Source organism: Clostridium sp. AM43-3BH, assembly GCF_003479985.1.
GTDB classification, from domain to species: domain Bacteria; phylum Bacillota; class Clostridia; order Lachnospirales; family Lachnospiraceae; genus Otoolea; species Otoolea fessa.
Map to the genome: position 1 here is coordinate 515,293 of NZ_QUIH01000001.1, position 23,096 is coordinate 538,388.

Below are 23,096 nucleotides of genomic sequence, written 5' to 3' on the forward strand. Positions count from 1 at the left end.
TATTTTATAATGATTCCGCTTTTTAATATCCTTCTTCCATCATGTTTTCAAACTGCTCCATGCTCATCAGCACCTTACGCGGCTTCGTGCCTTCTTCCTCACCGACCACGCCTGCATCTGCAAGCTGATCCATGATACGCGCGGCACGGTTGAAGCCAATCTTAAACATACGCTGCAGCATGCCGATGGATGCTTTGTCTTTCTCAATGATAAATTTACCTGCCTGTGCAAAATAGGCATCGCGCTCACCGCCGCCAAAGCCCGCATCCATCGCCGTCGAACGGATCTTGGACTCAACCTCGGCGCTGTACTCTGCGGTCAGCCCCTCCTGTTTCAAAAATCCGACCACATCCGAAACCTCATTGTCGGACACAAACGCGCCCTGTACACGCTGCGGTTTCTGATAGCCCGACGGATAGAACAGCATATCGCCCTTTCCGAGCAGTTTCTCCGCGCCGTTCATATCAATAATGGTGCGGGAATCCACTCCGGAAGAGACGGAAAAAGCAATTCTCGACGGAATATTTGCCTTGATCACACCGGTGATGACATTGACCGATGGTCGCTGCGTCGCAATCACCAGATGAATGCCCGCTGCACGCGCCAGCTGGGCCAGACGACAGATCGAATCTTCTACTTCGCCCGGCGCTACCATCATCAGATCGGCAAGCTCATCCACGATAATGATGATCTGCGGCAGTTTCTCCGGTTTCTTCGGATCGTCGATATCCGCGATCGACTCAACCTTGGCATTGAAACCCTTAAGATCGCGCACGCCGTATTTTGCAAACTTCTGGTAACGGTCGGTCATCTCTGCCACCGCCCAGTTGAGGGCGCCGGACGCCTTTTTCGGGTCGGTCACAACCGGAATCAGAAGATGCGGAATACCGTTGTATACACTTAACTCAACCACCTTGGGGTCGATCATGATGAGCTTGACCTCGCTCGGCTTTGCTTTATAAATCACACTCATGATCAGCGTATTGATGCAGACTGATTTACCCGATCCGGTCGCACCCGCGATCAGAAGATGCGGCATCTTCGCAATGTCGCTGACAACCGTCTGACCTGCGATATCTTTTCCGACCGCGAATGCCAGCCGGGACGGATATTTCTTAAATGCCTCTGACTCCAGCAGATCGCGCAGCAGAACCACATGGTTCTCCTTGTTCGGAACCTCGATACCGACCGCCGCCTTGCCAGGAATCGGTGCCTCGATACGGATGTCCGCCGCTGCCAGATTTAACTTGATATCATCCGCCAGCGCTACAATCTTGCTGACCTTGACACCCTGCTCCGGGTGAAGCTCATAGCGGGTAACCGTCGGTCCACAGCTGATGTTTGTAACCGTCACGCCCACGCCGAAGTTCTGGAGCGTCTGCTGCAGCTTGATCGCTGTCTCCCGGTACTCCTGATCCGAGAAATCGGTCTGTCCCGTGCCGCGTTTTAAAAGTGTCAATGGCGGGAATATGTATTCTTTCTGGATCTTCTTTTCTTCCTCTTCCTTGCGCTCGATCTGCTCTGGAACCGTCAGTTCCTCAACTGGAAGTGCTTTTCGTTCTTCCCGTTTCTGCTCCAGTTTTTTCTGTATCGCCTCTGTATCTGTCTCGATCACCTTTCCGGATGCGGTCACGACCGTTTTGGAATCCTCCGGGACAAAGAAACTGCCCTTTGTCTCGCCCCGCTCTGATTCCAGCGTCTTATAATAGCCATCGATTGGTTCGGAATCCGTTTCCCCAGATATAGGTTCGTTCCATTCATCCTCATTCCCCATCGAAACGGTTTCCCACTCGTTTTCCGATGGCTCAAAGACATCCTGATGCCCTAAATCTGTATGAACCTCCTCTGCGGTCAAACCAGAGGTCTCTTCCGCGGTCAAACCGGGGGCCGCCTCCGCAGCCGGTCTCTCCCGTGTCTCTACCGGATAATAGCCTGGACCTTTCTGACTCTCGCCGCCGGCAAATTCTTCCATCGTCCGGGTATCACGGCGTACATACAGGCGTTTCAGGAGCTGGTCGCTCGCACTGTCCTCTGCCTCTGCAGTCTCTACTGTCCGCGCCGTCTCGCGCTCCGATTCTTCCTGAAACTGGGATTCTGAACCATCGTATGCATATGTATCCTGCTCCGATTCCACCGGCTCTTCTTCGTACTCCACCGGCTCTTCTTCATACTCCATCGGTTCTGGTTCTACCGCTCCGCCACCGTGGAATATCTGCCCGCGAAATACATCTGCCGGATTCTCCTTCTCTACTCCCTGTCCGGAATCCTGTGCCAGATTTTTTCCCTCTGCCGGAACATCGGTCCAATCATCATAAGCCGCGGCCTCATCCTGCAAGTTTTCCTGCCTTCCATGCATCTCACGGAATTCCTCCGGTGCATCCTCCGGTCCCAGCACGGTTCCCTCCGGGACTCCTTCCGAGAAATTTCGCATCACTGGCAGCTCGGTCAGCTTGGCGCCCTCGAGATCAACGCCACGGACCCGCTGCTCCTCCCGCAGACGGCGTTTTTCTTCCTTTTTCTCCTCATGTATCTCACGGCGGCGGCTCATATCTTCTTTCGCATACTCATACGCCCTTCCGCTGCCCTGTTTAACGAAGTTTACCAGGGAACGCTCCGTAATGCACACAGCACCGAGTGCCAAAAGCACCAGCAGAATCAGAACTGCTCCGATCGTTCCCACTGTTCCGCACAACAGCAGCATCAGAATGCCACCGATAAAGCCGCCTCCACCTGCCTGCGCGTAATAATCGCCCAGATTCCAGTCCAGATGCTGACCGCCTCCCATAAGAAGCTGGGAAAGTCCGCAAAGTGCCAGAAGCACCTCGCCAACCGCCACCAACTTGGCTACGGCTTTCTGGTTGCCTCGGTTTGAAAGATAAAAACAAGTTCCCATAAATAAAAGGAATGGCACCAGATACCCCATCACGCCGAATACGCCAAGCAGAGTCGATCGCAGAAAACTTCCGACAAAGCCGCAAAGCCCGAAATTGCTCAAAAACAAAAGTACCGATATTGCAAATGATACAATAATCGCCACTTCCGTTCCCATAAATGCCCCTGTACCACTTTTCTCCACCGGCTCCGGCGCCTGGCTGGCGCGGCTTCGGCTTCCTGTTCCTTTCGCGGTGCCTTTTCCAGACGAAGCTTTCTTCTTCCCCCTACTCTTTTTCTCGTTCAGCGTCTCCTCCGCTTTCTTCGCCGCAGGGGACTTTCTGGATCGCCCGGCTTTTTTCTCTGTCCCAGCTGTCTCCCCGGCACGCTCTGTACTCTGTCTTTTCCTGCTTGTATCTGCCACCTGTCTCATGCCTCCAACATTTCCCATGTATCTGCGGTTCCTCCTGTTTCACAAAATACAGCCTCCCGCAGACTGCTTTTCTCATTTTACATTCTTATTATCTCATTCAGTATACCCAAATTCAGGGAAAAAAGCAACGCTTTCCTAAAATTTTCGCACGTATGTTCTACTTTCTTTTCAGATTTTCACTAAAATCCGTCTTCGTCATCCGGTCGTGTGCATCTATTTCTTGTTTCTTCCCATCGATCGCCCGGTTCAGCCATGCAAGCGCTTCCCGGATCCCGCCGCATTCATCGATCAGTCCCTCCTGGACCGCCTCCTCGCCAACCAGGACCGTTCCCAGATCTTTTGTCATCATCTCCGTATTGAGCATCAGGCTCCGGAGGCGCTCATAGGAGATCTGACTGTGTCCGGACACAAAGCTTAAAATACGATCCTGAATCATTTCAAAATAATCATACGTCTGCACGGCACCGATCACCATCCCCGTCATCCGTACCGGATGTACCATCATCGTCCCGGTCGGGACAATAAAAGAGTGATCGACCGCCACCGCGAGCGGCACACCGATCGAATGGCTGTCCCCGATGACCAGTGAAACGGTCGGTTTGCTGAGCGAAGCAATCATCTCCGCGAGCGCCAGTCCACAGCTTACATCGCCGCCCACCGTGTTAATCAGGACTAAAACTCCCTCCGTCTCACCGCTCTCCTCGATCTCCGCCAGCTTAGGCAGAATATGCTCATATTTCGTCGTTTTCGTATTGCCGGACAAATTTTCATGTCCCTCTATCTCTCCGATGATCGAGATTAATTCAATGTGATTGCCATTCTTTCCCGTAATATCCGTCTGTCCATTTTCACGCTTCTGAACCGGATCCTCCTGCGCCTGTTCCCGGCTTTCTCCCGCCTTATCTGTCTGCTTGTCCCACGCTTCATTTTCCCATTCCCTGTTTTCACGATTTGCCCGAATCATATTTTCCTCTTTTCTGCGCTCTTTCCATCTTACACGCGGATTCAATGTTTTTCTCAACTGCCTAATTCATTCTTAGTATTCTGTCTTCCTATTATCTTTATTCACTGAAACCGCTTTTTATACAAACAAGGATGTGCCTTGGCACATTCGGGCGTCTCGCGCGGTCACTTGCGACATGTTTCTGCTTCGCGCGAGTGCGCATCCCCGCGATGCGTTTTTTATTTCATAGGACACAATTTCCTATGAAACAGAAAAAGAGAGCTGGGAAAAGCTGCCTTTTCTCCCTGCTCTCTTTCAAATATTTTTTATTGACTTTCCATGGAATTAATCGCCCAGTACATTGACGATCTTCGCCGGGGTACGGTAATTCCAGGTGGAAATCTTGATACCATCCCTTGCATTCGATGCATGGCACACGCGCCCACCGCCGATATAGAGTGCTACATGGTTGATCGTTCCACCGCTGTTTGTGTAGAAGATCAGATCACCCGGACGCATCTGGGAAGAACTGATACTTCTTCCTGCTCCCGCCTGGGAACCCGAATGATGCGGCAGACCGACGCCGAAGTGTGCCATAACCGACATCGTAAATCCAGAACAATCCGTACCATTTGTCAAGCTGGTACCGCCCCATACATACGGATTCCCAAGGAACTGAGTCGCGTAGTTTGCGATCTGCGCACGCTTGGAGGAGCCGCTTGAAGATGCTTTCTGGCTGCCAGAACCACCGTTACTGCTGCTCTTGCTTCCAGAGCCTCCCTTGCTGCTCGCCGCCTTGGTCTCAGGCTCCGGGGTCTCCTCAACCGGTGTAAACTCGATCGCCTCATTTAACGCATACCGGACATCGACAAATTCAGTCGCTACATAGGCACTCGTCTCATCCAGTGCAATCTGCACCCAGCCATCCTGCTGGCTCATAACCGAATACCGCTCGCTGTTGGAAATCTGCGTCCAGATCGGCGCGTCCGTGTTCGGCTCCGTACGGGCATTCAGACGGTCAGTTGATACGATCGCCATCAGCTGTGCAACCTGCAGTGCCTCCTGCTTCGCCGCATCTCCAGTCAGAATAAATTCGGATTTAACATAGCCGGTAACCGGACCGGACTTGATCTTATACCAGCCGCCATCCTCGGTCGTTTCCAGAATCTCACCACCGGACTTGCTCGTCATCTTACCGATGATCTTCGCATCCTCCTTCGGCTCCACGCGGATATTTAAGTAGTTATTGACATTGGAAATACCCAGATTGTCATACATATTGAGAACCATCGTCCGCAGATCCAGCTTACGCGCTTCATTTAACGCATAGCGCACATCCACATAATCCGCTGAAATATAGCCCCCGCTGATCTGAATCCAGCCGTCCTGCTCGCTGACAATGGAATAACGCTCATTTTTCAGCGCCTGTTCCAGCACCTGCGCGTCCTCACTCGGCTCACTCCGGATATTCAGCTTGTCAGTCGTGATGACCGCCATCTTCTTGACCAGCTCAAATGCCTCTGTTTTTGCCGCCTCGCCGGTCTGTACAAATTCTGAACTGATGTAGCCCTCCAGACCGCCGGAAGATATCTGATACCAGCCTTCCTGGGAATCGTCCAGAATCTCGCACGCACTGCCGCCCATCAGTTTGCCAATGACATCGGAGGTTGTACTGGCGCTCTCACGCATATTAAGATAACCAGATACATCCACAATACCCAGATTCTGGTAGGACTCGACTACATTTTTCTTTTCTTCGTCCTCTTTTGCCTGTTCCTCATCCTCCGGCAGCGTCTCTCCGATCACGGTTTCCTGCACCTCTGCCTCGGATGCCGATGCCACCCGGGCGTTTCCAGAACCTCCGAACGTGCCGCCCTGTGCCAGCTTCACGATGATAACCAGAGCCAGCACCACAATGACAGCACAGCCTCCGATCATGAACCAGTGCATCGGATCTTTGCCATTTCGTCTCTGACGTACTTTCTGCAGGCGTTCTTTATAATCTTCTGTCTTTTGCTCTTCCATCTTATCCTCTCCCTATCAGTCTCCCAGCATATTGACAATCCGGTACGGATTCCGGTAATTCCAGGTAGAAATCTTGATGCCGCTTCTCCGGCTCGCCGCATGGACGATCTGACCATTGCCAATGTACATCGCCACATGGTTGACCGTTCCCTTGCGATTCGTATAGAAAATCAGATCGCCCGGACGCATCTTCGAAGAATCAATCTTCGTACCCGTCCGCGCCTGTTCCCGGGACACCCGCGGCAGGGACACGCCCGCCACATGGCTGTATACATACTTTGTAAAACCAGAACAGTCCACACCCGAATGCGGGTCATTACCGCCCCAGATATAACGGTTTCCGACAAACTGAAGCGCATAGTTGACAATCTGGGTCCGCAAGGATTCCTTTTCTTTTAATGGGGTAAATGGGATCGCCTCCGGCAATGCATAACGCACATCTACGAAATCAGTCGCCACATACGCACTCGTCGTATCGAGCGCAATCTCGACCCAGCCATCCTGCTGGCTTATAACATCGTAACGCTCATTGTTAGAGATCTGCGTCCAGATCGGCGCATCCGTGCTCGGCTCCGTGCGGGCATTCAGGCGGTCGGTTGAAACGATCGCCATCAGTTCTGCAACCTCCATCGCCTCCTGCTTCGCCGCATCTCCTGTCAGGATATACTCCGCCTTCACATATCCAGTGACGGGACCCGACTGGATCTTATACCAGCCGCCGTCCTCGCTCGTCTCCAGAATCTCTCCGGCAGACTTGCTCGTCATCTTACCGATGATATTGCCATCCTCACTTGGCTGATCGCGCACATTCAAGTAATTATCCACACTGGAAATACCCAGATTTTTGTATAAATTCAGCACCATCGCACGCATATCCAGCTTCCGCGCTTCATTGAGTGCGTATTTGATCTCCGCATAATCCGTAGAAATATAACCGCTCGAAATCTGAATCCAGCCATTCTCCGGCTCACCCTCGACCACATAGCGCTCATTTTTCAATGCCTGACCGACAACCTCAGACTCCGTGTTCGGCTCTTTTCGGATGTTCAGGGAATCTGCCGTGATGAGCGCCCGCTTTTCAACCAGTTCCAACGCTTTTTTCTTCGCCTCATCCCCGGTCAGAACAAACTCCGAGCTGATATAACCAGAAATACCGCCAGATTCGACCTGATACCAGCCTTCGGTTGAATCATCCACGATCTCACACGCACTGTCGCCCATCAGCTTGCCGATGATGTTGCCGTCCGTGCTCGCCGTCTCACGCATATTCAGATAACCAGACACCTGCACGATACCCAGATTTTTATAGGAAGCTACCACTGCTTCTTTCTCTTTGATCTCCTCCGCTCTGGACTCTTCGGATGCCTCGTCCTTCGAAAGCTCTGATGCTGTCGCCGCCCCATTCTTTGCAGTTCCGGCTCCCGCCTGACGGCTGAGCAGAGACTTGCCTGCAAGCGCTGCAACTGCAAGAGCAATCACCACTCCTGCTGCTATCACTCCGAAGCGCAGACTCTGACTCTTATCTTCGCCCTGGCGCCTGCGCGAATGTCCCGCGGATTCCCGGACCGGCTTTGGTGTCTGATCCTGGGTCTGAGCTGGCTCTGATTCCTGACTCTGAACTGCTTCCGGCTCTTGAATCCGCTCCGCCGCTGGCACCTGTTCTGACTCCTGCGTTTCTTTTTTGTTTTCTTCTTCTAACATATGGATCGCTCCTGATTTTTCTTGAAATTATGACTTAATATATTAAACGTAATTTTTATTTTATCATATTCGTAGGGAATTGCCAAGGAAGGATGTGGAGGAAAAAATGAATTTTCTATAAATGAATTATTACAGAAGTGTTAAGTTGTAGATAAACGGTTAAGTCGTGAAAGGGGGAATTAGTTGGAAATATGGGAGAGGAGAATGCCCTCCGACCGCTCGCGCCGCCGGAGGGCATTCTTTCTCACTTATAGTCGTGGTTTTTAATTTGTTGACCCACTTTTCATTCCGTATATTTTTTGTCTGTTATCGGTTAATGATTTTGATAAAAGCCTTCAAATCTTATAACCCCTGCTTATTTGGCAAGCATCATACGGTCATTCGCAAATTCTTCTCCGCTTACCTTTTCAAATCTCTCCAACAGGTCTTCTACCTGCAGATTCTTCTTCTCTTCCCCTGCTACATCGTAGATGATCCGACCTTCGTGCATCATAATCAGACGGTTGCCGATCTGAATCGCATCTTTCATGTTATGGGTAACCATAAGCGCGGTCAGATTTTGTTCATCTACGATCTTTTCGGTGAGATCGAGGACTTTGCGGGCTGTTTTGGGATCGAGGGCGGCGGTGTGTTCGTCTAAAAGAAGGAGCTTTGGCTTCTGGAGGGTTGCCATCAGAAGGGTGAGCGCCTGGCGCTGTCCGCCGGAGAGTAAGCCCACTTTGCTGGTCATACGGGTCTGAAGCCCCAGGTCGAGCTGTGCCAATGCCTCACGGTAGAAGTCCTTTTCATTCTTTTTGATGCCCCAGCCGAGTCCTCTGGATTTGCCGCGGCGCAGCGCCATGGCAAGATTTTCCTGTATCTCCATATTGGCGGCGGTGCCGCGCATCGGATCCTGGAAGACTCTGCCGATATATTTAGCGCGTTTGTATTCTGGTTCTCTGGATATGTTTACGCCATCGATCTCGATTTTACCGGAATCGATCGGATATACGCCTGCGATCATATTTAACATGGTGGATTTTCCAGCACCGTTTCCGCCGATGATCGTCACGAAATCGCCCGGTGCCAGGTGTAAGTTGATACCGTTTAAGGCTTTTTTCTCATTAACAGTTCCTTTATTAAAAGTTTTCTTTACATTTGTTATCGTCAGCATTACTCCTCGCCCCCTTCTGAATAATCTTTTCTCAGCCTGTATTTAGCGAGTGCTACCGGAATACAGAGTGCCAGTGCTACAATGACAGCAGAGAGCAGCTTCATGTCGTTTGCATCCATACCCATGCGGAGTACAACCGCACGGATCACAAAGTAAATGACCGAACCGACGACCACGGAGGTCAGTTTCCAATAGAAAGAGGTCAATCGTCCCATCAGGACTTCGCCGATGACGATCGCCGCCAGACCGATGACGATAGCACCGGTACCACTTCCAACATCACCATATTTCTGGCTCTGGCAGACAAGTGCGCCGGAGAGACCGACCAGGCCGTTGCTGACCATCAGGGATAAAAGCTTCGTCATACGGGTGTCCACGCCCAGCGCGCGCACCATATCCTCGTTGTTACCGGTTGCACGCATCGCACTTCCGATCTCGGTTCCGAAGAACCAGTAAAGAAACAGAATAGCCGCCACAGCCAGCACAATTCCAACGATCATCGATGCCTGTGCCTGGGTCATCCCGAAGGAAGCAGCCAGACCACTGATAAGTGTCTTAACTTTCAGAAGCGGCAGATTGCTCTTTCCTCCCATGATCCGGAGGTTGATCGACCAGAGGGAAATCTGAGTCAGAATTCCTGCCAGAATCGCTGGTATCTCAAATACAGTATGAAGAATACCCGTTACCGCACCAGCCACGACACCGGCTGCCGCTGCAACTAAAAGTGCCAGCACCGGATTTACTCCTTTGTTGACTACCAGGACTGCACAAACGCAGGCACCCAACGCGAAGCTTCCGTCTACCGTCATATCCGCAATATCCATCAGGCGGAATGTAATATAAACTCCCAATACCATGATTCCCCAAAGAACGCCCTGTGCGACCGCGCCCTGCAGGGATACTAATAAACCGCTCAAACTTTTACCTCCCTGTGTTTTGTATTTTCTTCATCTGATTAACTGTAAAGACTGCCAGATCGGCATATTTATTTTATGCTTCTGATCTGACAGTCCATCTCATTTGAAGTTTAGGTCTTTCTAGTACTCTTTATTTCTCAAGTCCAGATACATCGATTCCCAGCGTCTGCGCTGTCTCTTCATTGACACTCAGCTCGCACTTGGAAGCGTCCAGATAACCGATCGGCATCTTAGAAATATCGGCGCCCTCAGTCAGGATTTTAACGGCCTGCTCACCGGTCATGTAGCCTAACTGGTAGTAATCAATACCGTAAGTAGCAAGACCGCCTGCATCTACCATGCCTTTCTCGCCGCAGATAACCGGAAGTTTATTCTCATTTGTTACCATCGTTACGGTTGCCATACCAGCCGCGATCATGTTGTCGGTTGGTGTGTATACACAGTCTACATTGCCAACCATAGATTCTACAACGGTAGGAATCTCATTGGAATTGGAAACGGTGTAATCTTCATACTCAATACCAGCTGTATCAAGTGCTTCTTTCGCCATGTCAATCTGAAGAACGGAGTTTGCCTCCGCGCTGCAATACAGAAGTCCGACCTTTTTTACATCTGGAATAATCTGCTGCATCAGATCAATCTGCTCTTTAACCGGAGTCAGATCAGAAGTACCCGATACGTTGCCGCCCGGGACCTCGTTGCTCTCTACCAGACCGGAAGCCGCCGGATCGGTAACAGCGCTGACAAGAATCGGAATCGAATCCGTCACACCTGCAACTGCCTGTGCTGCCGGGGTTGCGATTGCAAAAATCAAATCATCTTTATCGTTGACCAGTTTCTCTGCGATCGTCTGGCATGCAGACTGCTCGCCAGCTGCATTCTGCTGGTCGATCTCGTATTTGATGCCTGCATCGTCCAGCGCTGCCACGAAGCCCTCATTGGTCTTATCCAGTGCCACATGCTGGGTCAGCTGTAATACGCCAATCTTATAGGTCTCGCCGTCTGCTGTCTGCTCTGCCTCTTTGCTTTCTTCTCCGTCTGCGGACTCCGCTGCTGTCGTGTCCGTACTTGCTGTCTGTCCTCCGCAGGCTGCTAGGGATGCCGCCATCGCGCCAGCCAGCATCAGGGCTGCTAATTTCTTTGTCTTTCTCATAATATCATCCTCCTGAACCTTTTCAACGTATGTAACAGATTTTCCTCTTATGCATCAAACCATGATTTATTTTTCGCTTTAAAGAGCTGAACTGTTACGCTTTAAAGCAATCATACTACAAACTCCAAAAAGAGTCAACCTAAAATTCCGCTATTTTATAGGGAATTTAGGTTGACTCTTTTTTATTTTGCTTCCGCGATCTGCAGTTTCACCGTAAACGTTGAACCTTTTCCGACTTCCGACTCTACCTTCACGCTTCCATGATAAAAATTCACGATATGCTTGACGATCGAAAGACCAAGCCCGGTGCCGCCCTGTTTGCGGCTGCGCCCTTTATCCACCCGGTAAAACCGCTCAAAAATACGGCTCTGGCTCTCCGCCGGGATGCCGACGCCGGTGTCGCGGACCGTCAGTATCATATCCGCGCCCCAGTGCTTGACCTGCACCCAGATTTCGCCGCCCTCGTTGTTATACTTGACCGCGTTTGTCAACAGATTGTTAAACAGCTCCTGCATCTGGCGCAGATCGGCACGAATCGTGAAATTCTCGCACTCTTTATGGACTGTGATGCCGCGCGACGCCGCCTGCGCGGCAATCGAAGACAGGCTGTCCTCCAGCAGTTCCACCGTGCGGATCGTCACAATATCTGCTTTCGCACCGCGGGATTCCAGACGGGAGATCATCAAAATATCATCCACCAGGTTCGTCATCCGCATTGCCTCTTTTTTTATGCGTCCCAGAAAATCACGTGCCGTGCCCGGATCCTGTGCCATGCCGCTTTCCAAAAGCTCGACGTAACCGCGGATCGAAGTGATCGGTGTTTTCAGCTCATGCGATGCATTGCTGAAAAACTCCTGCCGGATCTGTTTTTCTTTCTCAATGCGCTCCAGATATTTCTTCATATTTCGGGACATCCGCGTCGTCGTGTCCGCGATGACATTTATCTCCTCATACGGGCATTTTTCAAACTGAAAACGCGTGTAGTCGTCATCCATCCGCACCATTTCACTGGAAATTTCCTGCAAAGGACGCGTGATGGACTGGGAAAACCGTTCCGCCTCCATTGCCGATGCAAAAAAAGCTATTCCAAAGCTCAAAAAAGCGGCCGGAATCAACATCAGGATATATTCACCCAAACCGGTTGAACAGGCAGAAAGGCGCAGTATGTATTTGCCGTCCGATGAACGGATCGCCGCGTACGCCATCTGCATTCCTAACGTTCCGGAGCGCCGCACCGAATATCCATATCCCGTCGCCAGCGCATCCTTCACTTCCTTGCGCTCCAGATGATTTTCCATCTGATTCACCTGCGCTACTTCCGTATCAGCCACCACCGTGCCATCCATCCGGATCAGCGTATAACGGCTATTATTGTCGTTCGTAAGGTCGCTCAAATCCATCAGCTGTTCTTCCACATTTCCCGTATAATCCAACATACGGTCAACGGATTCCAATGCAAAATGCATGTCCTCCCTTGACCGTTTGAGCAATACACTGCTGGTAACCACCAGAGCGATAAATGTATTCAGAACCAGCGCCAGGAATAACAGATGAATAAATTTCGTCAAAATCGCTTTTCGCATCGTTTCATCACTTTCCCGCTTCTTTTTCCTTTAAAAACCGATAGCCCACGCCGCGCACTGTCTTGATCTGGGCTCCGGCGTCATGCAGCTTCTGCCGGAGTGTCTTGATGTGCATATCCAGCGTTCTCGTCTCCCCATCATAGTCATAGCCCCAGATATGGTCGAGAAGCTCGTCGCGCGTCACCACCCGGTTGATATGTTCCATGAGATATGTTAAAAGTTCAAATTCTTTGAGCGTCAGCTCCGTCCGGTCGCCGCAGGCAATCACCTCTCGCGTCTCCCGGTTGATGCTGACTTCACCGATCGTCAGGCTGGAAACCTCCTCTTTTGCAGGTTCCACCCGCTTTAAAAGGTTTCTGACGCGCGCCGAAAGCTCCAGAATACCGAAGGGTTTCGTCATGTAGTCGTCAGCACCGTTGTCAAGTCCCTGTACAATATCCATCTCACGATCCTTTGCCGTCAGCATCAGGACCGGGGCTGCGGAAAAGTCCGGCATCTCCCGGATCTTGCGGATCGCCGCCATGCCGTCCATCCCCGGCAGCATCCAGTCGAATACAAACATCGCCGGATACTCCCGCTGCGCCTCCCTGCCTCTCCGAAGCAGGGCCGAAAGGCTGTCAAGCGCTTCCTCTGCCGTCTCAAATCCGCTGGCGCAGTAACCGAAGTTTTCCAGTGCCACGCAGATCAGATTCCGGATATTTTCATCATCCTCAATCACATATATCCGATATTTCATTACTGCATCTCTTCCTTTACGTAGCCAGCTACATTCTTGGCATGATCCGCGATTCTCTCATAATTTGCCAGTGCATCCAGGAAGATAACACCGCCCTCAATCTTGCATTCTCCATTGGAAAGACGGTTCATATGGCTCTCGCGCATCTCCTCCTCCATATTGTCAACCTCTTCCTCCCAGCGGGCAGTCTGGCGTACTTTCTGCATGTCATGCGCCTGACGCGCCTCCACGGACGCCTCGACCGATTTAAGCGTTGCATCTGCAATCGTCCGCAGCTCTTTCAGCGCCAGATCCGAGAAATCAATATTCACATTCTCAATCCGTTTCTTGGCAAGCTCTGCTAAGTTTTCACAGTGGTCACCGACACGTTCAAGATCACCGATTGTATAATACATATTCTTAACGAGAAGATGCTGTTCATCATTCAAGGAGAGGTTGTTGATCTTTAAGAGATATTCGGTCAGCATTTTCTCCATGCGGTCGATCGTCTCTTCATTTTCAAATACCTGTTCACAGAAATTATCATCTGCATCCACCAAGGCTGCTGACGCTATTTTTAGATTGGCAACCGCTACCTTACCCATGTTGACAACCTCGTTGCACGCCGTCTCAATCGCAAAGGACGGAGTTTCGAGGATACGGTCGTCTAAGTGACGGATCATGTCTGTCTCGACACTGTTTGCCGACCACTCTTTCTCTGTCTCCTTCGGCTTCGGAACAATCACATCCGATGCCTTTACCAGGAAACCAGCAAACGGGAACATAATGCAGGTGTTGACAACGTTAAATATCGTATGGAAAATCGAAATTCCCACACTATCCGCACGCGTCATCGCAAGCTCCGGATTCATCATAAACACGATGTATAAAGCGACGCCAAATACAACTGCACCCGTCACATTGAACAGAAGGTGAATGACCGCCGCACGCTTTGCCGTACGGGTCGTACCGATACAAGATAACAGCGCGGTCGCACAGGTACCGATGTTCTGTCCCAATGTAATAAAGACTGCTGACTGCCAGTTTACCATGCCGTTGATCGCCAGCATCTGTAAAATACCGACGGACGCGGAACTACTCTGGATGATTGCGGTAACTGCCAGACCGACTAAAATACCTAAAAGCGGATTCTGTCCCAGTACCCGGAAGGACTCGGAGAAGATCGGCGCATCCCGGTACGGCTCAATCGAACCGGACATGAAAGAAAGACCGATAAACAGGAGTGCAAAACCGATCAGGACTTCGGCACCCTCTTTTTTCTTGTGGCTCTTCGCAAACATCGTGATGAATGCGCCGATACCGAAGAGAACCGGTGCAAAGAACTCTGGCTTTAACACCTCGCCCCACTCACTCATCGACACAATCCAGCTCGTCACAGTCGTACCAATATTGGCACCCATGATGATGCCGGTCGCCTGCAGAAGATTGATAATTCCGGCATTTACGAAACCAACGACCATAACCGTCGTCGCGGAACTACTCTGGATGATCGCGGTAACGCCCGCGCCCACCAGCACGCCCAGCAAGCGGTTCGAAGTCAGGATCTCAAGCACACGTTGTAAACGGTTGCCCGCAAACTTCTGCAGACCATCCGCCATCGACTCCATTCCATACAGGAACATTCCCAGTCCTCCAATGAACTGAAAGAGTGTTCCCAAAGTACTAATAGACATACATATTCTCCCATCATCTTTTGATCTTTACACATAGTATGTCTTCACTATATCAAATAAATGTAAAAATAACCAGCAGGAAATGTAAAATCTGTGTAAAATTTGATATTCGCAACACTGTACTGCCTGAATGAGAGGATGGTTACAGGACAGCCCGGTATCACTCCTATGGTGCCGGGTTGCGAAAGCCGCCTTCCACAAACCGCCCGCTCGCAAACATCGCCTGAACAGCAGCCCGGTAGTCAGACAGCTTCTGTGCCTTCTTAATCTTCTTCAATTCTTTTTCACATCCCGGAAAATGGCACTGGAAATAGTACCAGAGTTCCTTCATTTTAAACAAAGTATTCCGGTCGCCGGACATGATTTCTGCATAACCGGTCAGGAGGCGATCGTGGAATTGCTGGAAGGATTGGAGATGAGTCGAGGATGGCAGATTCCGCACCTCTCCAAAAATCCACGGACTTGCAACCGCCCCTCGCCCAAACATCAACGCGGCTAATTTCGTTTTTTTCTGCATTTCGCCTTTGTCAGACGATTCATCTTGTCCTACAATTTCTTCCATGAGCGCAGACGCATCCGCCGCCGAAAAAAGATTTCCATTATAGCTGACCGGGCAGCGGCTCTGCTCCAGCGCATACTCAAATGACTCCATCCGTATTTTCCCCTTATAATAGTCCTCGCGCACTCTCGGGTGTACAATCAGTTCTTCCAGCGGATAATGATTATAGATAGCAAGCAGGCGTGGAAATTCAGACGCTTCTTTCATGCCGATCCGGGTTTTGATCGACAAACGCACCGGCTTTCCATCCGACGCGTGGATTTTTTCCAATCCGTTGCAGACTTCCTCCAGAAACAAGCTCAAATCTTCCGGCTCGGCTAAAAATCCCGCGCCCTTTTTCTTCGTAACCACCGTTCCCGACGGACAGCCCAGGTTCAGATTAACCGTCCTATATCCATACTCCGCCAGTTCCTCGCAAACCCACAGAAAATCTTCCGCCGAATGCGTCAGAATCTGCGGGATCAGGCATAATCCCTGATTATGCTCTGGAAGAATATCGTTCCTCTCCCTGGATGTCAGCTTATGACTGGAACCTGGTGCAATGAACGGACTGTAATACCGGTCAACGCCCCCATAAATGACTGCATGCGCCTGCCGGAATACGTATCCCGTGATTCCCTCCATTGGTGCAAAATCTAATTTTACACTCCTTGCATCGTTCGCGCTTATACAATTCGCGCCCACTTTTAATGCCTCTGGCTGAATCATTTTCTTCACGCTTCATTTCCTCCCAGTGATATGATATAGATCGGATTCTGCCCTTTCATCAAATGACTGGAACCAATCTTCTCCGCTTTTGCAATCTGCATGGACAGAATCTCCGCCTCTATCCCGCGCTCTTTCAGGTAACTCATAAGCACTGTCAGAGACTCCAGCGCAATCAGGTTGATCACAATCCGGATATCTGGGTTCAAGCGGAACAATTCATCCAGAATCTCGCGCATCTGTCCGGTTGTTCCCCCGATAAATGCCCGATCCGGTCGGTGAACACTTACCTGTGCAAATGTCTCCGGCGCCTTTCCCGGCACGATCGTGACCGCCTCTGTTCTGGCTTTCTCACAATTTGCCCGGATCAGTTCAACCGCCTCTTCCTTATATTCAAACGCACACACATGAATCCCCGGACAGCTTACCGCCGCTTCCACACTGACAGAACCCGTTCCCGCGCCAATGTCCCAGAACTCACAGTCCTCATACAATTCCAGCTTGGACAATGACACGGTCCGCACCTCACTCTTCGTCATCGGGACCTTGCCCCGGATAAACCATTCATCTCGCATTTGCTACTCCCCATTTTCTAGATTCTCATATAAATTCACTCAATTGATATATTTTTTCTGACTCCCTTTGGCACATACATCCAGCCATTTTCGCAAAAAATCTGGACAGGATGCATAATAGAGATGCGGAAATCCGCCAATCTGTCCTCCCTTTTCATGGATGCAGCGCCAGCTTCGGTTTCCGGTCGGTTTGACTGCCTCCCAGTCGGTGCCCGGATCTTCGCTCTCCCAGTAATGGAACTCATGCCCGTGAATTTCCTGACCAGATGAGGTCAGCAGACGCACATAGCCAAACCGGCGCAGGCGGTTCGTCCGGTAAGCGTCAAATGGATAAACGCCAGCCATTTCCCAGTGTTTTCCATCGCTTCCTTCAAGAGTACGGTGTAAATATAAAAATCCACCACATTCCGCCAGAAACGGCATTCCCGCCGCAATCGACCGCCGGATACTCTCACGCATCGCCGCGTTCTTTGCCAGCTCCCGTGCATAATTCTCCGGATAACCACCGCCAAATAAAAGCCCATCCACTCTGTCCGGGATTTTTTTATCCCTCAGTGGACTGAAATAAACCAGATCCGCACCCATCTGTTCCAGAAGGTGGAAATTTTCCTGATAGTAGAAGCAGAATGCCTCGTCACGGGCAACACCGATGCGGACGCGCGAGGTGACTTTTTGCTCTTGACATGCTGGGAATTTCGCTATACTTTCCGCCTCCATTGATTCGTTTTCTGCTTTTTCTTTCTCTTTGTTTTCTATCCTCAATGGAAGCATCCCTGCCACTTCCAGCACCCGCTCCACCGCGATCGACTTTTCCATCTGATCTGCCAATCGCCCGATCCGCTCGCGCAGCCGATCGATCTCGCCCGGCAGAAAAAGTCCCAGATGGCGGCTTTCCATGCGGTATTCCTCGGATTCTGGCAGATAACCAAGCACCGGAAGCCCCGACGCCTCTTCCACGGCTGCCGCCAGCCGCTCATAATACATCGAAGAAACCCGGTTCAAAATCACTCCGGCAATATGGCTGTTTTTCCGGAAATGCAAAAATCCAGATGCCATTGCTGCCGCCGACAACGATGCGCCCTTACAGTCCAGCACCAGAATCGCCGGCGTGTCTGTGATCTCTGCAATCTCCCAGCTGCTGGCGGACGTTTCTGTTCCGCCCAAGCCGTCATAATAGCCCATGACACCCTCTAAAACTGCGATTCCCGCCTGTTCTTCCCGCACTGCATCCGCCAGAACCTCCCGCACGCCTTCCGGTGGCAGAAAAAAGCTATCGAGATTTCGCCCGGGAATGCCGAGCACATAGCGGTGAAACATTGGATCGATATAGTCCGGTCCACATTTGCACGCGACCGGATTCAGACCGCGGCGGCGAAGGATTTCAAGCAGTCCGCAGGTCAAAAGAGTTTTTCCACTGCCGCTTTTTGGGGCGGCAAGCATGATGCGTGGACATGCTCTGACAGAAGCCTCATGTGGCAAAAGTTTATCTGCATCATTTTTATATGATTCTGTTACTCGAACATCGGATGGCATTTTTTCTGACACCATTTTCTGTTCATATATCAACTTCTCTACATTTTTTGTTTCTGTATTGTTACCATCTGTAATCTTTTCCTCTTCGTTCTGCCCACGCTTTATTTCATCCGTGACTTCCAGCAGCATCAAGCTCAAATCCGCAAATTCCAATTTTCTCATTTCTTCCGCGGTTCCGCTCCGGATCTGCTCTTCCGGGTACGATAAGTTTTCACCAACCGTCACCTGTACATTTCCATATCCCGCCTGTGTCAGACGTTCACAAAACTGTCCAGCTCCATTTTTGCCGCCCATGAGGATAAACGCACGCTTAGCCGGTTCTTCTGGATCACACAGACGTTTCATCACCCGATCGACAGACAATTCTCTTCCATGTGCGGAATAAATCGCCGCATCTTCCCAGTGCGTCCCCAGGCGTGCCGCCAGATAACTGACACAGGATGTACCCGGATAGACGGTAAATGGATAACCAGCTTCCCGCAGCCTCTCTGCCATCCTGGATGCCCCGCTGAAAAAGCCGGTATCACCCGAATACAGGATGACCGCCTGCTTCCATTCCGGGTGCTTCGATACAATCTGTATCACATCGTCAGGAAGATATGCTTTATAGCACTTCGTTTCTTTTTCCACCGCAGCCGTTGATTCCTGTCTGTTTTCAGCTTTTTCTTCCTTGCTAATCAGCAAATCATTCTGCAGCGCTCTCTCCGCCGATTCCAGCATACGCCCCGCGCCAATCAAGGCGTCACTCTCTCGAATTGCCCGAAGGACTTCCCCTGTCATCTGGGACGGCTGTCCCATGCCAATTCCCGCCAGAATCAAATGTGTTTTTAACTCTCCAACCTTCCCCTCATCCGCCTTCTTCAGCACCTCCATCGCCTCTTCCAGCGAAATGCCATTCTCCTCCGGTCTGCGGATCACAACCACTCTGGTTCCATTTTCACGCGCCGCTTCCACCTTTTCCTGAAATCCGCCCGCACGCCCGGAATCTTTCGTCAATAGCCACTCCGCTTTTGTCTGTCGGAGAAATAGCGTATTCATTTCGGTGGAAAAAGGTCCCTGCATCGCAATCAGATGGCTGCCAGTTATCCCCAATTTTTCACATTTCTTCAAAACATTCGAAGTTGGAAGCACTCTCGCATACACCCGTTTTTGATAATCTGGTATCTGGCACAGGGCTTCCAGTTCTTTACTGCCGGTTGTGGCAAAAATCACGCCGGAAACAGAAGAAAGAAATGACACTGCCTCCTGAATGGAATCAACCTCGACCCAATCACGTGCTTTGTTTTGTTCGCCCTCTGCGCGCAGGCACCGTTCCAGGCGGACACCGGTCCGTCCGCACGCTTCCTGGATTTCTTCTGAAACAAGTCTGGCATGCGGATGTGTTGCATCGATCACAAGATGAATCCCCTGGTTTCGGATAAATTCTTCCATCTGGTAACGATCCATCCGTCCACGTAAGACTTTTATCACTGAGGATGCCTGAACCGTTTTCAAGTTTTTCTTTGCAAGGCAAGTATTGTGGTTCAAATCTGGATTCCCTGCATTCCCAGATTCCATCAGCTCCTCCTGCAAAAGCTCCTCTCCATACTCCGAAGCCACGCTGACCCACGCCTCAATCTTTTCCCGGCTACAATATTCCGCCAGCAGGCGCCCTTCTGTCGTTCCTCCAAATATCCATATTTTACACATCGCGGTATCCCCTCGGTGTCACCAGACATCCATTTAACATCTGCGTTTCCTTATTTCCAATAAATACGGTCGTAAACATATCCACCGGCGTCTTTTCCAGTTCTGCCAGTGTCAGCAGGTGCACCGCCTCGCCCTCGCGGCCAATATTCTGTACATATCCGCAGGCAGTCTCACCACTTTTATACTCTAAAAGAATCCGGCAGGCACGCTCCAGATAATCGTGGCGTTTCCGGCTGGATGGATTGTAGAGGCAGATAATAAAATCCGCTTCCGCCGCTGCACGCAGCCTTTTTTCGATCACTTCCATCGGCGTCAGAAGGTCACTCAGGCTGATCACCGCAAAATCATGTCCCAACGGTGCACCGAGAATGGCTCCGCCTCCCAGCGCTGCCGTCACTCCTGGAATTACTTCCACGTTCACATCCGGGTACGCCTCTGCCATCTGCAGCACCAGCCCCGCCATGCCATAGACGCCGCTGTCCCCACTGCAGATCATTGCTGTTTTCCGACCATCCTGCGCCGCTTTTAATGCCATCTCACAGCGTTCCTTTTCCTGGCGCATCGGCGTTGTCAGAAATTCCGCCTGTGGATAAAATTCTTTTACCAGGTCCACGTATACCGTATAACCGATGATCACCTGGCTTTCCCGCAAAATGCGGTCTGCCCGGACCGTCATCTGTTCTCTCGCCCCCGGTCCAATTCCGATCACGTATAATTTTTTTTCTTCCACTGCTGCCTCCTTACTTGCTCCGATGCCGGAACCGCTACTGCTGCCGTCACACCGTTAAACGCCATTTTCTGTACTCTCAGATCAATCGCAGGCAGATTTTTCTCATCCATCTCCCGTTCCCGGTAAATCCGGCGCACCCCCATGACGGCTGCACGCTCACAAACATTTCCTACCCCTACTGTCTTCCGCACAAACGGCGATTCTGCAAACTTCGTACCGGCACTTTCCAGCTCTTCCGGGGTAAAACTCCACAGTTCCACATCCCACTCCTTCGCAAGCGCCAGAAATGCCATCTCATTTTTCTTCCGATCTACCGTTGCAATCGCCCGCACCGCACTTTTATCAATCATCGCCCGAGAAAGTGCCACTCTTGCCATCTCCCGGACAGCATTCAGGGACGAATCCCGGCGGCATCCCATTCCAAGAACAACCGTTCGCGGATACAGGCGCAGAAGTTCCGGCGTACCTGATTCATTTTCCGACTCATAACTTTGCTCTTTCTTCTGCTCACTTTTCTGCCCAGGCGATCCTATATCGGATTTTCCGACAGACATATCTATCTCAGCCACCTTCGCCGAATCGCCGGTTTCCACTGCCACTACCGCCGCTGCTTTGACTGCATCCCGCTGTTCCTTCTTCTCCTGCAGCCCAATCACCATATCCCGGCGCACCAGAGACGCTGGGGCATTTTTCGGGCATCCGCCCTGTTTCAGCGTCACATAGATGTTTTCCTTCTGCCATACGCCCGGAGTAATCTCTGCCGGAACGATTCCATCTACTGGATAATCACTGAAAAAGCCAATTTTTTCACCGCGCAGCTCCGCCGCGGAGATTTGTTTCGCCAGTTCCCGATCACTAATCACCAGCTCATTTTCCGCTGCAAATACATCAACTGCAAATGCCTGCCGCAGATCCGTTGCCGTCGTAATTACCGGTTCTGCCCCCAGAATCTGCGCCGCTGCCTCTGCCAGTTCATTGCATCCGCCCACATGTCCAGACAAAATCGGGATCGCATAACGTCCCTGCTCATCGATCACCAGCACCGCCGGATCTTTCAGCTTATCCTGCACCCACGGCGCAATCAAACGGACTGCAATCCCCGCCGCCCCGACAAACAAAATTGCTTCCTTCTCCTGAAATGCTTCCTTGACCACCTGTTTCAGCGGTTTCGAATGTTCGGATCCTGTATAATCTAAAAAGTCAAACGCCTCTTCCATCTGCTGGCTTAATTTCTCCAGCAGGCGCGTCGCCGTCTCTTTTCCCTGTGCAGTAAAGCAAATGCAGATACCGTTCCTGACCCGAAGTTTCAACTGCTCCATTTATAACAATCCCTTTCTATTACTCATATACAAAACCATCCGTCCCCTGACGGAATTCAGTTGTGAATTCTGGCGCATATAAACGTGAACGCTCGTATCCCGCCTGGGCAGTCACATCCCCGACGATAATCAGAGCTGTTTTTTTGATATTTTCCCGCTCTGCCGCCTCTGCAAGCGTGGCAACCGTGCAGACAACCCGCTTTTCATCCGGCCAGGTCGCTTTGTACACGATCGCCGCCGGCGTGTCCGCCTCATATCCGCCCTTTATCAGCTCTTCCGAAAGCTTCTTCAGCATTCCCGTGCTTAAAAATATAACCATAGTCGCATGATGCGCTGCAAACGACGCGATGCTCTCCCTCTCCGGCACCGGCGTCCGCCCCGCCATCCGGGTGATAATCACGCTCTGCGAAACGCCCGGCAAGGTATATTCCAAATTCAATGCAGATGCCGCGCCGCAGAAAGAGCTGACGCCCGGGCATACCTTATAAGAGATATTTAACTTGTCCAGCTCGTCCATCTGTTCCCGGATCGCACCATACACGCAGGGGTCGCCCGTGTGAAGCCGCACCGTCATCTTACCCGTCGATTCCGCTTCTTGGATCTTTTCGACCACTTCTTCCAGCGTCATTTTCGCACTGTCATAGACAACGGCTGATTCTTTTTTATAATCCAAAAGCTCTGGATTGACCAGAGAACCTGCGTAAATAATCTGGTCTGCCTGATTCAAAAGGCGTGCTCCCCGCACTGTGATTAAATCTGGCGCTCCCGAACCTGCTCCGACGAAATATACCATATATG

General features: G+C 51.1%; 16 protein-coding genes. All 16 read right to left on the reverse strand.

Annotated features, from left to right (window positions below):
• Positions 1-22: 22 nt before the first annotated feature.
• The 16 genes from DW931_RS02265 to cobM all read right to left on the reverse strand — a co-directional run bounded on the left by DW931_RS02265 (position 23) and on the right by cobM (position 23,091).
• Positions 23-3,049 carry a DNA translocase FtsK 4TM domain-containing protein gene (locus DW931_RS02265; protein WP_333489808.1) on the reverse strand — a complete coding sequence of 1,009 codons (3,027 nt, stop codon included), beginning with the start codon at positions 3,047-3,049 and terminating at the stop codon, positions 23-25.
• A gap of 412 nt (positions 3,050-3,461) precedes the next feature.
• A complete protein-coding gene (locus DW931_RS02270) occupies positions 3,462-4,325 on the reverse strand; it encodes an ATP-dependent Clp protease proteolytic subunit (protein WP_243036888.1) in 864 nt (287 codons plus the stop codon).
• Between the two features lie 267 nt (positions 4,326-4,592).
• Positions 4,593-6,272, reverse strand: a complete 1,680-nt coding sequence (locus DW931_RS02275) for an SH3 domain-containing protein (protein ID WP_118482179.1) — start codon at positions 6,270-6,272, stop codon at positions 4,593-4,595.
• A gap of 15 nt (positions 6,273-6,287) precedes the next feature.
• Entirely contained in the window at positions 6,288-7,973 is a 1,686-nt protein-coding gene (locus DW931_RS02280; RefSeq protein WP_118482180.1) for a C40 family peptidase, read from the reverse strand.
• A gap of 355 nt (positions 7,974-8,328) precedes the next feature.
• Positions 8,329-9,126, reverse strand: a complete 798-nt coding sequence (locus DW931_RS02285) for an ABC transporter ATP-binding protein (protein ID WP_117795542.1) — start codon at positions 9,124-9,126, stop codon at positions 8,329-8,331.
• A complete protein-coding gene (locus DW931_RS02290) occupies positions 9,126-10,043 on the reverse strand; it encodes an ABC transporter permease (protein ID WP_022358702.1) in 918 nt (305 codons plus the stop codon). Before DW931_RS02290 ends, DW931_RS02285 begins: the two co-directional genes overlap by 1 nt.
• A gap of 130 nt (positions 10,044-10,173) precedes the next feature.
• Positions 10,174-11,196: an ABC transporter substrate-binding protein gene (locus DW931_RS02295; protein WP_106999973.1), complete on the reverse strand. Its 1,023-nt coding sequence runs from the start codon at positions 11,194-11,196 to the stop codon at positions 10,174-10,176.
• A gap of 182 nt (positions 11,197-11,378) precedes the next feature.
• Entirely contained in the window at positions 11,379-12,779 is a 1,401-nt protein-coding gene (locus DW931_RS02300; protein ID WP_118472682.1) for an ATP-binding protein, read from the reverse strand.
• Between the two features lie 7 nt (positions 12,780-12,786).
• On the reverse strand, positions 12,787-13,515 hold the full coding sequence (locus tag DW931_RS02305; RefSeq protein ID WP_118472683.1) for a response regulator transcription factor: 729 nt from the start codon (positions 13,513-13,515) through the stop codon (positions 12,787-12,789).
• A complete protein-coding gene (locus tag DW931_RS02310; protein WP_118468675.1) occupies positions 13,515-15,188 on the reverse strand; it encodes a Na/Pi cotransporter family protein in 1,674 nt (557 codons plus the stop codon). The genes DW931_RS02305 and DW931_RS02310 overlap by 1 nt, the downstream gene beginning before the upstream one ends.
• 166 nt (positions 15,189-15,354) lie before the next feature.
• A complete protein-coding gene (locus DW931_RS02315; protein WP_118468815.1) occupies positions 15,355-16,455 on the reverse strand; it encodes a tRNA-dihydrouridine synthase family protein in 1,101 nt (366 codons plus the stop codon).
• 5 nt (positions 16,456-16,460) lie between these two features.
• Complete coding sequence (gene cbiT, locus DW931_RS02320; protein WP_117795550.1) at positions 16,461-17,027, reverse strand: precorrin-6Y C5,15-methyltransferase (decarboxylating) subunit CbiT; 567 nt, start codon at positions 17,025-17,027, stop codon at positions 16,461-16,463.
• Positions 17,028-17,066: 39 nt separating this feature from the next.
• Complete coding sequence (locus DW931_RS02325) at positions 17,067-20,249, reverse strand: cobyrinate a,c-diamide synthase (protein ID WP_118482181.1); 3,183 nt, start codon at positions 20,247-20,249, stop codon at positions 17,067-17,069.
• A complete protein-coding gene (gene cobJ / locus DW931_RS02330; RefSeq protein WP_117795792.1) occupies positions 20,242-20,925 on the reverse strand; it encodes a precorrin-3B C(17)-methyltransferase in 684 nt (227 codons plus the stop codon). The genes DW931_RS02325 and cobJ overlap by 8 nt, the downstream gene beginning before the upstream one ends.
• 29 nt (positions 20,926-20,954) lie before the next feature.
• Positions 20,955-22,298 (reverse strand): cobalamin biosynthesis protein, encoded by a 1,344-nt coding sequence (locus DW931_RS02335; protein ID WP_117795553.1) that lies wholly within the window; start codon positions 22,296-22,298, stop codon positions 20,955-20,957.
• A gap of 19 nt (positions 22,299-22,317) precedes the next feature.
• The gene (cobM, locus tag DW931_RS02340; RefSeq protein ID WP_022358712.1) at positions 22,318-23,091 is read right to left on the reverse strand and encodes a precorrin-4 C(11)-methyltransferase; all 774 of its coding nucleotides are present in this window, start codon (positions 23,089-23,091) and stop codon (positions 22,318-22,320) included.
• Positions 23,092-23,096: the final 5 nt, after the last annotated feature.

Coding starts and splice junctions, on each gene's coding strand:
- DW931_RS02265 (WP_333489808.1), bottom strand. CDS start 3,049: ATGGGAACGGAAGTGGCGATTATTGTATCATTTGCAATATCGGTACTT.
- DW931_RS02280 (WP_118482180.1), bottom strand. CDS start 7,973: ATGTTAGAAGAAGAAAACAAAAAAGAAACGCAGGAGTCAGAACAGGTG.
- cbiT (WP_117795550.1), bottom strand. CDS start 17,027: ATGCGAGATGAATGGTTTATCCGGGGCAAGGTCCCGATGACGAAGAGT.
- DW931_RS02275 (WP_118482179.1), bottom strand. CDS start 6,272: ATGGAAGAGCAAAAGACAGAAGATTATAAAGAACGCCTGCAGAAAGTA.
- DW931_RS02310 (WP_118468675.1), bottom strand. CDS start 15,188: ATGTCTATTAGTACTTTGGGAACACTCTTTCAGTTCATTGGAGGACTG.
- cobM (WP_022358712.1), bottom strand. CDS start 23,091: ATGGTATATTTCGTCGGAGCAGGTTCGGGAGCGCCAGATTTAATCACA.
- DW931_RS02285 (WP_117795542.1), bottom strand. CDS start 9,126: ATGCTGACGATAACAAATGTAAAGAAAACTTTTAATAAAGGAACTGTT.
- DW931_RS02325 (WP_118482181.1), bottom strand. CDS start 20,249: ATGTGTAAAATATGGATATTTGGAGGAACGACAGAAGGGCGCCTGCTG.
- DW931_RS02300 (WP_118472682.1), bottom strand. CDS start 12,779: ATGCGAAAAGCGATTTTGACGAAATTTATTCATCTGTTATTCCTGGCG.
- DW931_RS02305 (WP_118472683.1), bottom strand. CDS start 13,515: ATGAAATATCGGATATATGTGATTGAGGATGATGAAAATATCCGGAAT.
- DW931_RS02295 (WP_106999973.1), bottom strand. CDS start 11,196: ATGAGAAAGACAAAGAAATTAGCAGCCCTGATGCTGGCTGGCGCGATG.
- cobJ (WP_117795792.1), bottom strand. CDS start 20,925: ATGACGGTCCGGGCAGACCGCATTTTGCGGGAAAGCCAGGTGATCATC.
- DW931_RS02315 (WP_118468815.1), bottom strand. CDS start 16,455: ATGATTCAGCCAGAGGCATTAAAAGTGGGCGCGAATTGTATAAGCGCG.
- DW931_RS02335 (WP_117795553.1), bottom strand. CDS start 22,298: ATGGAGCAGTTGAAACTTCGGGTCAGGAACGGTATCTGCATTTGCTTT.